General features: G+C 70.6%; 14 protein-coding genes. 5 read left to right on the forward strand and 9 right to left on the reverse strand.

Annotation, left to right across the window (positions count from 1 at the left end; genetic code table 11):
- Positions 1-131: 131 nt before the first annotated feature.
- Entirely contained in the window at positions 132-1,499 is a 1,368-nt protein-coding gene (locus tag ACZ4TW_RS23280) for an ABC transporter substrate-binding protein (RefSeq protein WP_465546823.1), read from the reverse strand.
- 411 nt (positions 1,500-1,910) lie between these two features.
- Between ACZ4TW_RS23280 and ACZ4TW_RS23285 the strand changes: the two genes are divergently transcribed.
- A complete protein-coding gene (locus tag ACZ4TW_RS23285) occupies positions 1,911-2,270 on the forward strand; it encodes a tautomerase family protein (protein ID WP_465546825.1) in 360 nt (119 codons plus the stop codon).
- 54 nt (positions 2,271-2,324) lie between these two features.
- On the forward strand, positions 2,325-3,380 hold the full coding sequence (locus tag ACZ4TW_RS23290) for an SDR family oxidoreductase (protein WP_465546827.1): 1,056 nt from the start codon (positions 2,325-2,327) through the stop codon (positions 3,378-3,380).
- 85 nt (positions 3,381-3,465) lie between these two features.
- On the opposite strand, the gene ACZ4TW_RS23295 is transcribed toward ACZ4TW_RS23290, so the two are convergent.
- The 6 genes from ACZ4TW_RS23295 to ACZ4TW_RS23320 form a co-directional block, all read right to left on the reverse strand.
- On the reverse strand, positions 3,466-4,419 hold the full coding sequence (locus ACZ4TW_RS23295) for an aldo/keto reductase (protein WP_465546828.1): 954 nt from the start codon (positions 4,417-4,419) through the stop codon (positions 3,466-3,468).
- Positions 4,416-5,885, reverse strand: a complete 1,470-nt coding sequence (locus ACZ4TW_RS23300) for an aldehyde dehydrogenase (NADP(+)) (RefSeq protein WP_465546830.1) — start codon at positions 5,883-5,885, stop codon at positions 4,416-4,418. Before ACZ4TW_RS23300 ends, ACZ4TW_RS23295 begins: the two co-directional genes overlap by 4 nt.
- A 32-nt stretch (positions 5,886-5,917) precedes the next feature.
- Positions 5,918-6,688 carry an SDR family NAD(P)-dependent oxidoreductase gene (locus ACZ4TW_RS23305; RefSeq protein WP_465546832.1) on the reverse strand — a complete coding sequence of 257 codons (771 nt, stop codon included), beginning with the start codon at positions 6,686-6,688 and terminating at the stop codon, positions 5,918-5,920.
- The gene (locus ACZ4TW_RS23310) at positions 6,685-7,779 is read right to left on the reverse strand and encodes a zinc-binding dehydrogenase (RefSeq protein WP_465546834.1); all 1,095 of its coding nucleotides are present in this window, start codon (positions 7,777-7,779) and stop codon (positions 6,685-6,687) included. Before ACZ4TW_RS23310 ends, ACZ4TW_RS23305 begins: the two co-directional genes overlap by 4 nt.
- Complete coding sequence (locus ACZ4TW_RS23315; RefSeq protein ID WP_465546836.1) at positions 7,779-9,491, reverse strand: IlvD/Edd family dehydratase; 1,713 nt, start codon at positions 9,489-9,491, stop codon at positions 7,779-7,781. Before ACZ4TW_RS23315 ends, ACZ4TW_RS23310 begins: the two co-directional genes overlap by 1 nt.
- A gap of 89 nt (positions 9,492-9,580) precedes the next feature.
- The gene (locus tag ACZ4TW_RS23320; protein ID WP_465546838.1) at positions 9,581-10,801 is read right to left on the reverse strand and encodes a fumarylacetoacetate hydrolase family protein; all 1,221 of its coding nucleotides are present in this window, start codon (positions 10,799-10,801) and stop codon (positions 9,581-9,583) included.
- A 91-nt stretch (positions 10,802-10,892) separates the two neighbouring features.
- Between ACZ4TW_RS23320 and ACZ4TW_RS23325 the strand changes: the two genes are divergently transcribed.
- Positions 10,893-11,744 (forward strand): SMP-30/gluconolactonase/LRE family protein, encoded by an 852-nt coding sequence (locus ACZ4TW_RS23325; protein WP_465546840.1) that lies wholly within the window; start codon positions 10,893-10,895, stop codon positions 11,742-11,744.
- A 6-nt stretch (positions 11,745-11,750) separates the two neighbouring features.
- Here the strand turns inward: ACZ4TW_RS23325 and ACZ4TW_RS23330 are convergent, their stop codons facing one another.
- Positions 11,751-12,836, reverse strand: coding sequence for a Gfo/Idh/MocA family protein (locus ACZ4TW_RS23330; protein ID WP_465546842.1), 1,086 nt, complete (start codon positions 12,834-12,836; stop codon positions 11,751-11,753).
- Positions 12,833-13,510: a ThuA domain-containing protein gene (locus ACZ4TW_RS23335; RefSeq protein WP_465546848.1), complete on the reverse strand. Its 678-nt coding sequence runs from the start codon at positions 13,508-13,510 to the stop codon at positions 12,833-12,835. The genes ACZ4TW_RS23330 and ACZ4TW_RS23335 overlap by 4 nt, the downstream gene beginning before the upstream one ends.
- A gap of 274 nt (positions 13,511-13,784) precedes the next feature.
- Between ACZ4TW_RS23335 and ACZ4TW_RS23340 the strand changes: the two genes are divergently transcribed.
- The gene (locus ACZ4TW_RS23340) at positions 13,785-14,813 is read left to right on the forward strand and encodes a LacI family DNA-binding transcriptional regulator (protein ID WP_465546844.1); all 1,029 of its coding nucleotides are present in this window, start codon (positions 13,785-13,787) and stop codon (positions 14,811-14,813) included.
- 232 nt (positions 14,814-15,045) lie between these two features.
- On the forward strand, positions 15,046-16,389 hold the full coding sequence (locus tag ACZ4TW_RS23345) for an ABC transporter substrate-binding protein (RefSeq protein WP_465546846.1): 1,344 nt from the start codon (positions 15,046-15,048) through the stop codon (positions 16,387-16,389).
- The last annotated feature ends 132 nt before the right edge of the window (positions 16,390-16,521 follow it).

The following is a 16,521-nucleotide window of genomic DNA, read 5'->3' on the forward strand; positions in this document are numbered from 1 at the left end:
GTTGGACTGTGTGTGTTCTGGGTGCGATCGGGCCAACGGCGCCGCGGGGGGGTTGCGTCTCCCCCCCCCCCCCCCCCCCCCCCCCCCCCCCGTGCCGGCGACGGATCACCGGCGGAGTCGGAGCCTTCGGGTTACCCGAGGGCCTCGACGGTGGACTGCATCGTGTCCGCGGCCTCCTGCGGCGTCGCGGTGCCCTCGGCGACCGAGACCGCGGCGGCGAGGATCGCGTCCTGCTCGTCCTGGTTGAGGTGGAGGAACCGGGCCAGCGAGGTCTGCGGGACGGTCTCCGTGTAGTTCTGGAGCGCCTCGAGCTGCTGGTCCGGGAAGGGCAGCGTGATGTTCTCCCACTCGGGGACCACGCCGTTGAGCGCCGGGATGTTGTTCAGCTTGTCCGCGACGAGCTGCTGCGCGTCCTCGTTGGTCGTCAGCCACGTGATGAACGTGCGAGCGGCGGCCTTGTTGTCGGACTTGTTGCTGAGCGCAAGACCGTAGTCGGCGTCACCGAAGTAGCCGGCCGGGTTGCCCTTGCCCGCGACATCCGGGAACTCGATGGGAACGAGGGGGAACGCCTCGGGGTTCGCGACGCCGGCCGCGGAGATCGCCCCGAGCATGCCCTCCTCGGGGGCGTACTGGGTGTACCACGAGCCCATCATGATCATGGCGTACTTGCCCGACATGAAGTCGTTGTTGGCGTCGGGGTACTGGGCGTAGCCGATGGCGCCGTCCTGCATGATGCCGTCGGTGAAGAGGCGCTTCCAGATCTCGAACGTCTCGACGATCGCCGGGTCGTTCCACGGACGGTCGCCCTTCGAGGCCTCGGTCCACGCGCCGGGCTCGACGCGCTCCGCGATCGCCTGGAGGGTGTCCTGGTCGAAGCCCTCCTGGGAGGCCCCCTGGACGAAGCATCCGATGTTGTTCTCGCGGAAGGTCTCGCAGGCGTCGATCCACTCCTCGAGGGTCGTGGGGTGCTCGAGGCCGACCTGGTCGAACAGGGCCTGGTTGACCCACATCGAGCCGGCGTACACCGCGCCGACCGACATGGCGACGAGCTTGTCGTCGGCCGTGAGGCCGTCGATGCCGATCTGGGAGACCTCGTCCTGCCAGTCCTCGCCGAGCGCCTCCTCGGCCAGCGGGGTGAGGTCCTCGGCGAAGCTCTTGAACGCGTCGACGCGGGAGCCGGGCTGGACGCCGAAGACGTCGGGTCCGCTCGAGGTCTGCAGGGCGGGCCGGAGCGCGGCCTCCCAGTCCTCGATCGGCACCTGCTTGTAGTTGACGGTGATGTCGGGGTACTCCTCGTTGAACGCCTCGATGTAGCTCTGGGCGACGTTGACATCGGGGGTCCAGCCCCACCAGTCGATCGTGCCCGAGTCGGCGTCGCCCTCGGCACCGCCTCCGCCTCCACCGGTGCAGCCGGTCAATGCGAGGGCGGCGCTCGTGATGATCACGCCGGCGGCCACCAGGGGGCGGCCGCGACGATGTGAGCTGCGTGCTGTGTGCATCGTTCTCCTTGGCTCGAGTCCGGCACTGCAGTGTGCCGGCTCCGCGTTTCGGTGGCGCTGCTGCGCTGCCGGTGCAAGGACGGAGGGGGCGGGACTTCCTCGTCTCACGACCCGAGCCCCGGGGCCCGTCCTTCGCGACTGTGACACCGTACGTGACCGAATCTTTGGCGTCAAGACTCATCTGAGTTTCGAAACATTTCGGACGCCTGTCTTGGGCGTCAGAAGGCGCGCAACGCCGGAAACACTCGGCCTGGTGAGGATGCTGACAAGTGGGGCGGGCGCCCTCGGCCTCCGTGCGCGTCGTCAGGCGGCCAGTTCATCCCGAAAGATTTGCGGATGGTTCTTCGAGATGATTAGCTTGGCGCCGGCACCTGACGCGAATGGCGCGACCGGGGACACGAAGGAGTGAACATGCCGCTCATCCAGATCGATCTCGAGCGCAGCCTCTACGAGGGGCTGCACGAGCGCATCAGCGCCGAGATCCAGCAGGCGCAGGTCGACGCGCTGGGCATCACGCCCGACGACCTGTTCCACGTGTTCCGCCCGCACGAGGCGGCAGAGCTCAAGTTCGATCCCGGGTACAACGGCGTCGACCGCCGGGGACTCGTCCTGATCCGCATCGTCATGGTGCACATGTACTCGGTCGCCACCAAGCGGGAGCTCTACCGCGCCATCGTCGAACGCCTCGCAGGCCTCGGGATCCGGCCCGAGGACATCCTGATCAGCGTGACCGAGAACGCATTCGAGGACTGGTACGCCGGCAAGCTCTGATCGGCCACCCCACACCTCACCCGAAGACGCACGACCCACACGATCGGATACACGATGACTCCAGGCTCAGCCCCCCTTTCGGTGCTCTACATCGGCGGCACCGGCACCATCAGCGCCTCCTGCGTCCGCCGCTCCGTCGCCGCCGGCATGGAGGTCTCCGTGCTGAACCGCGGCAACAACCAGAAGGCACGCGACCTGCCCGCAGAGGTGACCTCGCTCGTCGGCGACATCACCGACGACGCGTCCGTCCGCGCGGCCCTCGGCGACCGCGAATTCGACGCGGTCGTCAACTTCCTGTCCTACGGGCCGGAAGACGCCTCCCGGATGGTGGAGCTGTTCGAAGGTCGCACCGGCCAGTACGTCTACATCAGCTCCGCCTCGATCTACCGGAAGCCGGTGCTGCAGACCCCCATCGTCGAGTCGACCCTCCGCAGGAACCCCTTCCTGGCCTACGCCCGAGACAAGATGGCGGCCGAGGACCTGCTCATGGCGCGGCATGCCGAGACCGGGTTCCCGGTGACGATCGTGCGCCCGTCGCACACGTACGACGAGCACAACCCGCCGCTGCCCGGTGACTGGACCATCGTCGACCGCCTCGCGCGCGGCGACGAGATCGTCGTCCACGGCGACGGCACCTCGCTCTGGACCCTCACCCACTCGGACGACCTCGCCCAGGGCCTCGTCGGGCTGCTCGGCAACTCCCGCGCCGTCGGCGAGGCGTTCCACATCACGGGCGACGACGTCTTCACCTGGGACCAGATCTACACGACCATCGCCGACGCGCTCGGCGTCGAGGCCCGGCTGGTGCACGTCCCGTCCGAGTTCTACCCGATGGCGGCGCCGGACTGGTTCTGGTCCGACCTCATCGTCGGTGACCTCTCCCACAGTGCGGTCTTCGACAACACCAAGATCCGCCGATACGTGCCCGGCTTCGCACCGCGCCTCACCTTCGATCGGGCAGTGCTCGGCATGGTGCGCTGGCGCGCGGAGCATCCCGAGCTGACGGCGCCCGACCCCGAGGTCGACGCATTCGTCGAGCGGCTGCTGCGCGGCTACCACCAGGCCCGCGACGCCTTCTCGGCCCTCGCTCCGACCGCGAACGCCGCCTAATGCATCCACCGACCTGCCGCGTCCTGCGTCTCGCGCTGGGCGCGGCGGGTCGGCACGCGGGAATCACGGGCGGAACGCCGCGCCCTCAGCCGTCGAGCCAGGTGGCGCGAGGCGGCACGTGCTCGTCCAACTCGGCCCAGAGGTCATCGGGGATCTCGGTCGCGTACAGCTCCAGTGTCTGGTCGATCCGCTCGGGGGCCGAGACGCCCACGACGGTCGAGGCGACGCGCTCGTCCCGGAGGGAGAAGCGCAGAGCCGCGGCGGCCAGCGGCACCCCGTGCCGGTCGCACGCCTGCTGCATCGCGAGCGCGGCGTCGCGCACGCCCTCGCGCTCGCCGTACGCGTACCGCGACGTCGACGACGGGCCCTTCGACAGCATGCCGCCGCCGTACGGCGCCGCGTTCAGCACGCCGACGTCGAGTGCGGCCGCGTCGGCGAGCAGGGGCTCGGCGGAACGGTCGAGCAGCGTGTACCGGTTGTGGGTGAGCACGACGTCGAAGAGGCCGGTGCCGATGAAGCGCCGCATGAGCTCGATCGGACCGCCGGCGACGCCGAGGTGATCGACGGCACCCTCCTCCTTGAGCGCGACCATCGCAGCGACCGGTCCGTCGTCGGCCATCGCGTCGTCGAACGTGGCGCGCTCCGGGTCGTGCAGGTGCAGCAGCGGAACCCGGTCGAGGCCGAGCCGGTCCAGGCTCTCGGCGAGCGACGCGCGCACGCGAGCGCCCGAGAAGTCGCCTGTCGTGGGGTCGGGGTCCACCTTGGTCGCGAGCAGGAAGTCGTCGTCGAGGCCTCCGCGGCGACGGATCGCCTCGCCGATGCGTCGCTCGCTCTCGCCATCGGGGCCATAGCCGTTCGAGGTGTCGAGGAAGCGGACCGGGCTGTCCATGGCGGCCAGCACCGTCGCAACCGCGCGCTCCTCGCCGACCTCGTAGCCGTAGAGACCCGGGATGTTCGCGATCGGGCTGGTGCCGAAGCACAGCTCGGTCACCGACAACTCGGTGCGGCCGAGCCGGCGCCGAGGCAGATCGCGGGTCATCGCGAACCCCTCGACGCGAGAGCGGGCTGGAGCACGCCGTCGACACGACGGGGGATGCCCAGTGGATTCTCCTCGAGCAGCGCGTCGGGAAGGACGCGCTCCGGCGCGTTCTGGAAGGCGAGCGGGCGCAGGAACCGGCGGATCGCCGTGGCGCCGACCGACGTGTGCTGCGACGTCGTCGCGGGCCAGGGTCCGCCGTGGTGCTGCGACCAGGTCACGGCGACGCCCGTCGGCCAGCCGTCGAAGACGACCCGGCCGGCCCGTCCGCTGACCACGTCGACGAGCTCGGCGAGGTCGTCCTCGGCCTCCGAGTGCACGGTCGCGGTCAGGCTTCCGGGCACGATGCGGAGCGTGTCGAGCAGGTCGGCGTCGGAGGAGTAGGCGATGAGCAGCGTGGTCGGCCCGAAGCACTCCTCGAGCAGGGTGCCGGGGTTCGCGCGCGCCGCCTCGGCGGTGGTCGCGAAGACGACAGGCTGCGCGTCGGCGCCTGCACCCTGCTGCTCCACCGGCCCGGCGAGCACGCGGACGGACGAATCGGCGGCGAGCTCGGCGAGGCCCTCGGGGAAGGAATCGGCGATCCGGTCGGTCAGCAGCGGTCCACCGGATGCCGCTGCCGCGACCGGGGCGATGCGGTCCTCGAAGCCCGCGCCGGCTGGCACGAACACGATCCCGGGCTTCGTGCAGAACTGGCCCACGCCCAGCGTGAAGGAGGCGGTCAGGCCTTCGGCGAGTGCGTCGGCGCGGCGCTCCACGGCGCGGCGGGTGAGCACCACGGGGTTCACGCTCCCGAGCTCGCCGAAGAACGGGATCGGGTCGGGACGCCCGGCGGCGAGGTCGGACAGGGCGCGGCCGCCGCGCACCGAGCCGGTGAAGCCCACCGCGGCGATGTTCGGATCGGTGACGAGGGCGTTGCCCGCCTCGCGGCCCGTGACGAGCGCGAACAGACCCTCGGGTGCGCCCGCGTCCGCCAGGGCCTCGCGGACCAGTTCGGCGCTGCGCGCCGACAGCTCGAGGTGCCCCGAGTGGGCCTTCACGACCACGGGGCAGCCGGCCGCGAGCGCCGACGCGGTGTCGCCGCCCGCGACCGAGAACGCGAAGGGGAAGTTGGAGGCCGAGAACACGGCGACCGGTCCGATGGCGACCAGCATGCGGCGCAGGTCGGGCGATGGCGGCGTGGCGGATGGATCGGCGTGATCGATCACCACCTCGAGATAGCCGCCGTCGAGCACCACGTCGGCGAACATCCGCAGTTGCGTGGTGGTGCGCACCACCTCACCCGTGAGGCGGGCGGTCGGGAGTCGGGTCTCGCGTTCGGCGATCTCGACGAGTTCGCCGGAGTGCTCGTCGAGCCGGTCGGCGATGGCGCGCAGCCACCCCGCCCGCTCCTCGGGGCTGGCGGTGGCCGCGCGGTGGGCGGCGCCGGCCGCGGCGGCGGTCGTCGATCGCAGTTCCTCGAGCGTCGTCATCGTGCTCCTCCTCGCCGGCGCGTGCACGCCGGTCACATCCATCCGCCGTCGACGACCCATTTCTGGGCGGTGCACGAACGCGAGTCGTCGGCCGCGAGCCACAGCATGAGGCGTGCGACATCGTCGGGGTAGAGCTTGTTCGGCAGGCACTGGTTGCGCTCGATCGAGGCCTCGGCTTCCGGGGTGATCCAGTGCGTCAGCTGGCGCTCGGTCATGATCCATCCCGGGATGATGCAGTTGACCCGGATGCCGTCGGGACCGAGCTCGCGCGCGAGCGTGCGGGTGAGGCCCTCGATGCCCGCCTTCGAGGTGATGTAGCCCGGCAGGTCGAGCAGGTCGATGTGTGCGCTGATCGAGCCGAGGTTGATGATGGATCCGCCACCCGATTCGCGCATCATCGGCCAGACCGCCTGGGCCGCGAAGAAGTGGTGACGCAGGTTGACGGCGAGCGACTCGTCCCAGCGTTCGACGTCGACGTCGGCGACCCGGATGCGTTCGTCCCGTGCGGCGTTGTTGACCAGCACCGTGATCGGTCCGAGCCGCTCGGCGACCTCGCGGATCGCGCCGGTCAGGGCGGGGATGTCGCGCACGTCGCACGCGTGGAAGAGCGGCTGGGGGTGGCCGTCGGCGCCGATGGCACGTGCGAGTTCGCGGCCCGCGTCCTCGTCGACGTCGACGAAGCCGACCCGGACGCCCTGCGCGGAGAGCTGGCGCACGAACTCGGCGCCGAGCCCGGTCGCACCGCCACTGACGAAGGCCGTGCGGCCGGCGAGGCTGGGATACGTGGCGAAGGCGGCGGTCACGGCACGATCACCCCGCGACCCACCGCGGCCCGCAGCCCGTCGTAGGCGGCGTTGACCTCGTCGAGCGAGAACCTGCTGCCGATCAGGTCGTCGAGCGGAAGCCGCCCGGCCAGGTAGAGCCGGAAGATGCGAGGCAGGTCGATCAGCGGGTTCGCCGACCCGTACAGGCAGCCGACCACGCGGCGCTGGCGTTGGACGAGCGGGTTGATCGGCAGCGGGAACGTGTCGCCGACGCCCGCGAGGCCGACGGCGACGAGCGTGCCCGTCGGCGAGAGCGAGTCGAACGCCTGGCGCAGCGTCTGCGGGCGGCCGATCGCCTCGATCGCCCAGGGAACCCCGCCCGGGACGAGCGAGGAGACCTGCTCGACGGGGTCGCCCAGGGAGGCATCGACCGTGTGCGTCGCGCCGAGTCGGCGCGCGTGCTCGAGCTTGTCGGCGTCGATGTCGACCACGACGATCGGGTCGGCGCCGATCAGCCGCGCCCCCATCACCGCCGACAGGCCGACACCGCCGGCGCCGACGATCAGCACCGGCTCGCCGGCCGCCCGCTCGACGACGTTCAGCATGGCGCCGACGCCGGTGATCACCGCGCATCCGGCGATCGCCGCGATCTCGGCGGGAACGCCGTCGGGAACGCCGACGACGGCGCTCTCCGAGACGACGACGCGCTCGGCGAAGCACGAGACGCCGAGGAAGTGATGCACCGTCTCGCCGTCCCGGCTCAGGCGTGAGGTGCCGTCGAGCAGTCCGCCGGTCGCCGCCTGCCGAGGGCCGAACTCGCAGAGGACCGGGTTGCCGGTGAGGCACGCGGCGCACTGCCCGCAACGCGGCCTCCACATGAGCGCGACGCGGTCGCCGACCTGGACCCGACCGGTGGTGCCGGGACCGATCGCCTCGACGATGCCCGCGCCCTCATGGCCGAGCACGACCGGCAACGGGCAGCTGATGTCGCCCGTCATGTAGTGGTAGTCGCTGTGGCAGACGCCTGCAGCCTCGACCCGCACGGCGACCTCGCCGTGCCGGGGCTCCGCCAGGGAGACCTCCTCGACCGACAGCGGCGTGCCGGGCGCCGTCAGGATCGCCGCCCGCATCAGTGCGACTCGCGGGCGACGTCGGGGCCCGTCGCGCCGAGCAGGAAGTCGAGATCGGCGCCCGTGTCGGCCTGCAGCACGTGGTCGACGTACAGCTTCTCCCAGCCGCGGGCCGGTGCCGCGAAGGCGTCGGAGGTCGAGTCGGGCACGCGGCGTCGTTGGAGCTCCTCGTCGGGGACCAGGAGCTCGAGCCGGCGGCCGCGCACGTCGAGCAGGATCTCGTCGCCGTCCTGCACGAGCCCGAGCGGGCCACCGGCCGCCGCCTCGGGGGTCACGTGCAGCACGACCGTGCCGTACGCGGTGCCGCTCATCCGGCCGTCGCAGATGCGGACCATGTCGCGCACGCCCTGCTGGAGCAGCTTCTGCGGCAGCGGCATGTTCGCGACCTCGGGCATGCCCGGGTAGCCGCGGGGCCCGCAGCCGCGGAGGACCAGGACCGACGAGGCGTCGACCTCGAGCTCGGGGTCGTCGATGCGGGCGTGCATGTCCTCGACCGAGTCGAAGACCACTGCGCGGCCGCGGTGCTTGAGCAGCTCGGTGCTGGCGGCGGCCGGCTTGATGATGGCGCCGGTCGGGGCGAGGTTGCCGCGCAGCACCGCGATGCCGCCACCGTCGAGCAACGGCTCGGCGCGCGGCGAGATGACGTCGGCATCCCAGATCTGCTGCTCGTCGAGGTACTCGACGAGGGGTCGCCCCGTCACGGTGATCGCGCTCGGGTCGAGCAGGTCGCGCACCTGGTCGAGCACGGCGAGCAGGCCGCCCGCGCGGAAGAAGTCCTCCATCAGGTAGCGGCCTGCGGGCTGCAGGTTGACGAGGAGCGGGACCTCGGCGGCGATCCGGTCGAAGTCGTCGAGGGTGAGTTCGACGCCGAGGCGCCCTGCGATGGCGAGGAGGTGCACCACGGCGTTCGTCGAGCCGCCGATCGCGGCGAGGGTGACGATCGCGTTGTGGAACGACGCTGCCGTGATCGTCGTGCTGGGGGTGCGCCCTTCGGCCACCATCTCGACGATGAGCCGGCCGGTCTCGTGCGCTCCCTCGAGCAGCCGGCTGTCGGGGGCGGGCGTGCCCGCGATGCCGGGCAGGGTGGTGCCGAGCGCCTCGGCCAGCAGTCCCATCGTCGAGGCCGTGCCCATCGTGTTGCAGTGACCCCGGCTTCGGATCATCGAGGACTCGGAGCGGTTGAAGAGTTTCGCGGAGAGGGTGCCCGCGCGCACCTCCTCGCTGAGCTTCCACACATCCGTGCCGCAGCCGAGGGGGACCCCGCGGAAGGTGCCGTTGAGCATCGGGCCGCCGGGGACGACGACGGCGGGGATGTCGACCGATGCGGCCGCCATGAGCAGCGACGGGATGGTCTTGTCGCAGCCGCCGAGGAGCACGACGCCGTCGATGGGGTTGGCCCGGAGCATCTCCTCGATCGCCATCGCCGCCATGTTGCGCCACAGCATGGCGGTCGGCCGCACCTGCGTCTCGCCGAGCGAGACCACGGGCAGGTTGAGCGGGATCCCGCCCGCCTCGTACACGCCGAGCTTGACGCTCTCGGCGACCTCGTCGAGGTGGGAGTTGCACGGCGTCAGGTCGGACGCGGTGTTCGCGATCGCGATCTGGGGCCGGTCGAAGGCGTCAGACGGGACGCCGCGCCTCATCCACGCACGGTGGAGGTATGCGTTGCGGTCGTCGCCGCCGTACCACTGCGAACTGCGTCGTTCGTTCATTGCTCCCACTGCTCCGCCGGGCGAGATCCGATGGACATCCATGTCGCCGTCAGAGTAGCCAGCGAATAATGACACCGCAACTTAAGTCGTCATTTCGAAAGATTTTCGGCTGGCTCCGCGCTCACGGCGGCGCGCGCCGAGTCGGCGGCGAGCGCGGTCATCAGTGCGCGGATGCCGAAGGTCCAGGGCTCGAGCTCCTCGCTGATGCCCACGGTGTTCACGAGGGCTCCGAGCGACGGGCTCCAGATGGTGACCCTGTCGCCGACGTGGTGCGTGAAGCCCGACCCGGCCTCGTCGCGATCCTGCACCGGCGCGAACAGCGTGCCGGTGAACAGCACGAAACCGTCGGGGAACTGGTGGTGGTCGCCGGACGCGGCGGCGATCAGTTCCTCGAAGGGTCGGCTGATCCGATCCAGCACGTTCGTCCCCTCGAGCACGAAGCCGTCCTCGCCCTCCACCCGCAGGCCGATGGTCTCGGTGCGCAGTCGGTCGAGGTCGAACCGCTCGTCGAACAACCGCAGGAAGGGACCCACGGCGCAGGAGGCGTTGTTGTCCTTGGCGGCGCCGAGGAGGAGGGCGCTGCGGCCCTCGATGTCGCGCAGGTTGACGTCGTTGCCGAGCGTGGCTGCGACCGGCGTGCCGCGCGAGTCCATGACCAGCACGAGCTCGGGTTCGGGATTGTTCCACCTCGACTCGGCCCGCACGCCGACCCGAGCGCCGTATCCGACCGACGAGAGCACCGGGGCCTTGGTGAAGACCTCGGGGTCGGGTCCGATGCCCACCTCGAGGTACTGCGACCACATGCCCTCGGCGATCAGCGCCTGCTTGAGTGCCAGCGCCTCGGGCGTGCCCGGCCGGACGCGGTCGAGTCCCCGGCCGATCGACGCGGCGACCCGTTCGCGCATCGAGTCCGCGGCGTCGCGGTCGCCGGCGGCGCGCTCCTCGATGACCCGCTCGAGCAGCGAGTCGGCGAAGGTGACGCCGCACGCCTTGACGACCTGCAGGTCGACGGGGGCGAGCAGCCGCGGACGGTCCGGATCCGCTGCGAGCGAGGCGCGCAGGACGTCGGCGACCGGCCAGGAGCGCGCCCCCGCACCCACCCTCGCGAGGGCCGCCGGCACGTCCTCGATGTCGAGCAGGTCGGACACGGTCGCAGCAACGGAGGACACGTCGACGAGGAGGTCGCCGCGAAGCACGGCGACGACGGGCGCCGACCGGTCGGGGTCGTCGATGCGGGCGATCAGGACCGCGTCCGCGGCGTCGACGGGGAGGTGCTCCGGGGTGGAGTGTGCGGCGTCCGTCGTGGTCACAGGTGCCTCCTTCTGCGGACCTCGATGCCCGCGGTACTCGAAACAATGGCATACTCGCCCGAAACATCTGAAGAGTCGAGGGAGATGCTGGATGCGGGCTGAGCGAATCACCGATCGCGTCGCCTACCACGGCGAGGGCGCCTTCTGGGACGACCGGGCGAGTCGCCTGCGGTTCGTCGACATGCTGGCGGGCGACGTCGTCACGCTGCTGCCGACGGGCACCGTGACGCGGCGTCATCTCGACGACGTGGCCGCGGTCGTCCGGCACCGGGCGGGCGGCGGCTACCTGGTCGCGGGCGAGCGCGACATCCTGCTGCTCGACGAGCACTGGACGCTCGAACGCGTCGTGCACGTGCTGGACGATCCCGCAGTCCGGCTGAACGAGGGCGGCTGCGACGGGGCCGGGCGCTTCTACATCGGCTCGATGGCCTACGACACGGCGGCCGGCGCAGGCACGCTGTACCGGCTCGATCCCGACGGGAGCCTGCGCATCGCACTGCCGGCGGTGACGATCCCGAACGGGCTCGTCTGGTCGGCGAGCGGTGAGCGGGCGTTCCACAACGACACGGGCACGACGACGATCACCTCCTACGAGGTCGAAACCGACGGTCGCCTGCTCGATCCCCGGGTGCTCGTCCGGTTCGACGACGGCGGAGGTGCGCCGGACGGCATGGCCATCGACGCCGACGGCGGGCTCTGGGTCGCACTGTGGGGCGGGGGAGCCGTCCATCGCTACTCCCCGCAGGGAGTCCTCGACGAGGTCGTCGACGTGCCCGGGGCGGGCAACGTCACCTCCTGCGCGTTCGGCGGGGATGACCGTCGGACCCTCTTCATCACCACCTCGCGACAGGACGTCGACCCGTCCTCCGACCCTGCGGCCGGGGCGCTGTTCGCCGTCAGCACTCCCGTTGCGGGGGCCGCCGTCAACGCCTACGGGGGCTGATCCGCTTCACCAGGTCCACGGCTCCGCGCCGACGGGAACGAGCGCGGGGCGCTCGGTCGTGCTCACCAGCTCGACCACGCGGTGCTCCCGACCGGCAGCGAGCACCGACTCCATGATCTCGAGGACATGGAAGGCCAGCTCGCCGCTCGCGCGGTGCGGCCGGCCCGTCTCGATCGCGCGTGCCATGTCCGAGAGCCCGACGCCCCGACCCGCATCGGCGTAGCCGGCGTTCGGTTCCGCGACGACCCAGTCCGGTTCGGCGGCGCGCCAGATCTCCGTGGCGTCGGAGAACCGGTTGGGGTCGGCGACCGAGATGGTGCCCTCGGTGCCGTAGACCTCGATGTCCGGAACCCTCGACGCCCACACCTCGAAGCTGACCGTCACCGTCGAGACGGCACCGTCCCGGTGATCGAGGATCGCGGTGACGTGGGTGTCGACCTCGACCTCGATCGCGCGACCCGCCGCCGGGCCCGTGGCGATGGACCGTGCCCGCCTCGACCGCGCGGTCGCGCCCTGCACGCGCACCACCGGCCCGAACAGCGAGACCAGCGTGGTCAGGTAGTACGGCCCCATGTCGAACAGTGGCCCGCCGCCCGGCTGGTAGTAGAAGTCGGGCGCCGGATGCCACGCCTCGTGCCCTGGCGCGGTCCAGTGCGCCGCGGCGCCGACGGGATCGCCGATCGACCCGTCATCCAGCAGCCGGAGTGCCGTCTGCACCCCCGTGCCGAGCACGGTGTCGGGCGCCGAACCGATCCGCAGTCCGCACTCGTCCGCGAGTTCCAGCAGCGCCCGTGCTTCACCGGTGCCGAGGGCCAGTGGCTTCTCGGCGAATACATGCTTGCCCGCGCGGAGTGCGCGCAGCCCGATCTCCACGTGCGCGGCGGGCGTGGTGAGGTTCAGCACCGCGTCCACGCCGTCGTCGCCGATCAGCTCGTCGACCGACAGTGCCCGGACGCCCTGCTGTTCGGCGGCCAGCCGGGACCGTTCCACGTCGAGATCGGCGAGGGCGACGAGCTCGAGATTCCTCAGGCGCGGCAGCTGGGCGAAGTACTGCTCGCTGATCTTGCCGACGCCGATGACGCCGATCCTCATCGCGCGGCCCACAGCATGCCCCTCTCGATGATCGTCCGCACATTCGGGTCCTGCACGATCTCGAGCCGGTGGCCCGGGGTGCAGACGAAGATCCGGCCCCGGCCCCACTGCCGGGTCCAGACCGCGGGCGAGGTGACCGGGCGCGTCCAGGGATCCCATGGGCGCACCGCCTGCGTGGTTGTCGCGAGCACGTCGATGTAGGCGTCGTGCAGCACCCAGTACTGCTCGGTGACGAGTTCGAAGCTGCCGATCCCCGCCATGATCGGATGCTCCGCCGCTAGGGGCGCGACGTCGATGGTGTGGGCGACGTAGTTGTCGGACTGCTCACCGGTCCGCTCGTCGGGATGCTTGCCCGGGTGCTCCGCGAACTGGCCGCCGACGAGATGCAGGTACTCCGCGGTGTTGCGGTAGGAGTCCGCGATTCCGCCGTGCCAGCCGGCGAACCCCGTCCCGCGCTCGACCGCGGTGCGCAGCCCCCGGAACTCGGCGTCCTCGATCGTCGACATCGTCACGTTCTGGAGGATGAGGTCGACGTGGCGCATGTAGTCCTCGTCGGCGTAGACGGCGGGCGAATCCTCGACGCGAACGTCGAAACCGTGCTCGTGCAGGAACGGGAGGAAGAAGTCCGTGGTCTCGACCGGCTGATGGCCGGTCCAGCCGCCGCGTACCACCAGCGCCCGACGGCGCGCGTGTGGATCGGATGCGGTTCCATCCGTCTCGGCCGATGCGGCCGCCCCGACGTCCCCGTCGTGGACCTGATGATGCACGTGCACCCCTTTCGTCGGGCCTCGAGCGGCGCGACGGCCGCGATGGCGGCACGGTCGGCGCACGTCGAATAGTTGCGATGAATTTTCAGCAGGTCCGACCATAGCAACACCCCGATGCGCCGTGCGCACAAGCGATTCGCTCGATAGTGTGGGGGTGAAACATTTCGAAAGGGGCAACGGCATGGCGAGCGAGAAGCGGACGACCCTGCGCGAGGTCGCGGACCTCGCCGGAGTCTCGCAGGCGACCGCGTCGAAGGTGCTGAACGGGCGCGGGGACGTCGCGCCGCACACCCGGGAGCGGGTGCTCGAGGTGATGAAGGCGCAGCGCTACGCACGGACGGGCAGCAGGCCGACCGCAGACACGGCGCCGCCCCTCGTGGCGGTCTTCGACAGCCTCAGGTCGCAGTACGCGTCGCTGATACTGCAGGGCATCGTCTCCGCTGCCGCGGAGCGGTCGACCGATGTCGTCGTGCGGCTCGAGCCGTCGGGGTTCCACAAGCTCAGCGATCGGGCGATCCGCGCCTGGATCGACTCCAATCCCGGAGCCGGCGGAATCATCGCCGTGACCTCGGTGATGGCCCGCTCGCTCCTCGAGAGCGCGGCGCGACGGAAGATCCCGCTGGTGTCGATCGACCCGGTCGACAGCTTCGACGAGAGCATCGTCAGCGTCGGCTCGACCGACTGGGCCGGGGCCCGGTCGGTGACCGAGCACCTGCTGGCACTCGGTCACCGGCGCATCGCCTGGATCGGCGGACCGTCCGGCTCCGCGCCGACGATCGAGCGGTTCCACGGCTACACCACGGCGCTCTCCGTGGCGGGAGTCGCCGAGGATCCCGAGCTGCAGCGCAACGGCCCCTACACGTTCGAGTCGGGTGAGGCCCTTGCCGGCGAGTTGCTGGACTCGGGCGCCGAGGTCACCGCGATCGTCGGCGGAAGCGATGCGATCGCCTTCGGGGTGATGTCGGCGGCACGGCAGCGCGGGATCGCGGTTCCGGGGGAGCTCTCGGTCGCGGGCTTCGACGACGTTCCCCAAGCGGAGTGGGTCACGCCCAAGCTCACCACGGTGCGGGCGCCGCTCGAGGGCATCGGCCGCATGGCGGTCGAGACGGTGACGGGGCTCGCCGCCGGCCGCCAGCCCCCGTCGCACCACATCCAGCTGTCCACGAACCTGGTCATCCGCGAGTCGACGGCGCCGCCTTCCCAGCGTTGAGCACGGCCCCGCGATCGTTCACGCCGACCCGACCGGCTCGGCGCGCCGTCCGGAAGTTTCGACAAGGCCCTTGACAACTTCCGCCGCCGGGCGGATACTCGCTTCAACGTTGTATATACAACGTTGTATATCCCCGCGGAACACGCGCACCTCCCGCCGACCCGGTCGACGACCGTTCCGCAACTGGGAATGCACCGACAAGGATGTCCACGCTTCCGAAAGGGAACCTCCAGTGAAGACGAAGCACCTCCTGGCCGCGACGGCCGCGGTCGTTCTCGCCGGCTCGCTCGCCGCCTGCACCCCCGGCGATGACAATGGCAACGACGACGCCAACTGCACCAACACCATCCCCAAGGCCGACCTGCCCGTCGTGACGATGTGGGCCTGGTATCCGAACATGGAGCTCGTCGTCGACAACTTCAACGAGCAGAACGACGAGGTCCAGGTCTGCTGGACCAACGCCGGAGCCGGCGGCGACGCATACGACAAGTTCCAGACGGCGATCTCGGCCGGCAGCGGGGCCCCAGACGTGGTCATGCTCGAAGCCGACCGGATCCCGACCTTCCAGGCCCAAGAGGCACTCGTGGAACTCAACGACCTCGGCTACGACGAGGTGAAGGACAACTACAGCGATGGCGCCTGGAAGGACGTCTCGGTCGGCGAGGGCGTCTACGGGGCTCCCGTCGACGGTGGCCCGATGGGCATGATCTACCGCAAGGACATCTTCGAGCAGTACGGCCTCACGCCGCCGACCACCTGGGCGGAGTACGAGCAGGCGGCCCAGACGTTGAAGGACGCCGGCGGCCCCTTCTTCGGTGACCTCGGGTCCAACGTCCCGGCGGTGATGATGGCGCTGCAGTACCAGAACGGCGCCCAGCCGTTCACCTACGACGCTGCATCACCGGAGAACATCGGCATCAACCTCAACGACGACGCGTCGAAGGAGGTGCTCGACTACTGGGCCGGGCTCTCCTCGAAGGGCCTGGTCGGCACGCAGGACCAGTTCACGCCCGAGTACATCTCGGGAGTGATCGGCGGCGAGTACGCGACGTACCTCTCGGCCGCGTGGGCACCCGGCTACCTGCAGGGCGCGGGGGTCGGCGAAGGTGCCGACGCGGGGGTCTGGGCGGTCGCCCCCCTGCCGCAGTGGGATACGAACAACCCGGTCTCGGTGAACTGGGGTGGCTCTGCGTTCTCGGTGACCACCCAGGCCGATGACCCCGAGCTCGCCGCCCAGGTGGCATTCGGCGTCTACGCCGACGATGCCTCGCTCGAGGACGGCTGGAAGAACCAGATCATCTTCCCGCTGAACCTCAAGGTGCTCGAGGATCCGGCCTTCCTGGACTACGAGGTGCCGTTCTTCGACGGCCAGCAGGCGAACAAGGAGGTGTACGTGCCGGCGGCCAACGCGTACACCGGCATGACCTACACGCCGATCGGCCAGTACTACTACTCCGCGTTCACGGAGCAGATCGCCGCCATCAACGAGGGCTCGGTCAGCGGGTCCGAAGCCGCCGACGCCCTCCAGGAGGACGTCGTGGGCTATGCGGAGGAACAGGGCTACACCGTCGAATGACGTGAGCCTCGCGGGCCGGTCCGCCTCGCGGGGCGGGCCCCCCCCCCCCCTTCCCCCCCCCCCCCCCCCCAACACCCCCCCCCCCCCTCGCCCCCCCCCCAAAAAACCCCCCCCCCCCCCCACCCCCCCAAC

This window comes from Agromyces sp. NPDC029043, assembly GCF_055564615.1.

Excerpts from the sequence above, each read along its gene's own strand:
- ACZ4TW_RS23280 (WP_465546823.1), bottom strand. The coding sequence starts at position 1,499 with ATGCACACAGCACGCAGCTCACATCGTCGCGGCCGCCCCCTGGTGGCC.
- ACZ4TW_RS23285 (WP_465546825.1), top strand. The coding sequence starts at position 1,911 with ATGCCGCTCATCCAGATCGATCTCGAGCGCAGCCTCTACGAGGGGCTG.
- ACZ4TW_RS23290 (WP_465546827.1), top strand. The coding sequence starts at position 2,325 with ATGACTCCAGGCTCAGCCCCCCTTTCGGTGCTCTACATCGGCGGCACC.
- ACZ4TW_RS23295 (WP_465546828.1), bottom strand. The coding sequence starts at position 4,419 with ATGACCCGCGATCTGCCTCGGCGCCGGCTCGGCCGCACCGAGTTGTCG.
- ACZ4TW_RS23300 (WP_465546830.1), bottom strand. The coding sequence starts at position 5,885 with ATGACGACGCTCGAGGAACTGCGATCGACGACCGCCGCCGCGGCCGGC.
- ACZ4TW_RS23310 (WP_465546834.1), bottom strand. The coding sequence starts at position 7,779 with ATGCGGGCGGCGATCCTGACGGCGCCCGGCACGCCGCTGTCGGTCGAG.
- ACZ4TW_RS23315 (WP_465546836.1), bottom strand. The coding sequence starts at position 9,491 with ATGAACGAACGACGCAGTTCGCAGTGGTACGGCGGCGACGACCGCAAC.
- ACZ4TW_RS23325 (WP_465546840.1), top strand. The coding sequence starts at position 10,893 with ATGCGGGCTGAGCGAATCACCGATCGCGTCGCCTACCACGGCGAGGGC.
- ACZ4TW_RS23330 (WP_465546842.1), bottom strand. The coding sequence starts at position 12,836 with ATGAGGATCGGCGTCATCGGCGTCGGCAAGATCAGCGAGCAGTACTTC.
- ACZ4TW_RS23340 (WP_465546844.1), top strand. The coding sequence starts at position 13,785 with ATGGCGAGCGAGAAGCGGACGACCCTGCGCGAGGTCGCGGACCTCGCC.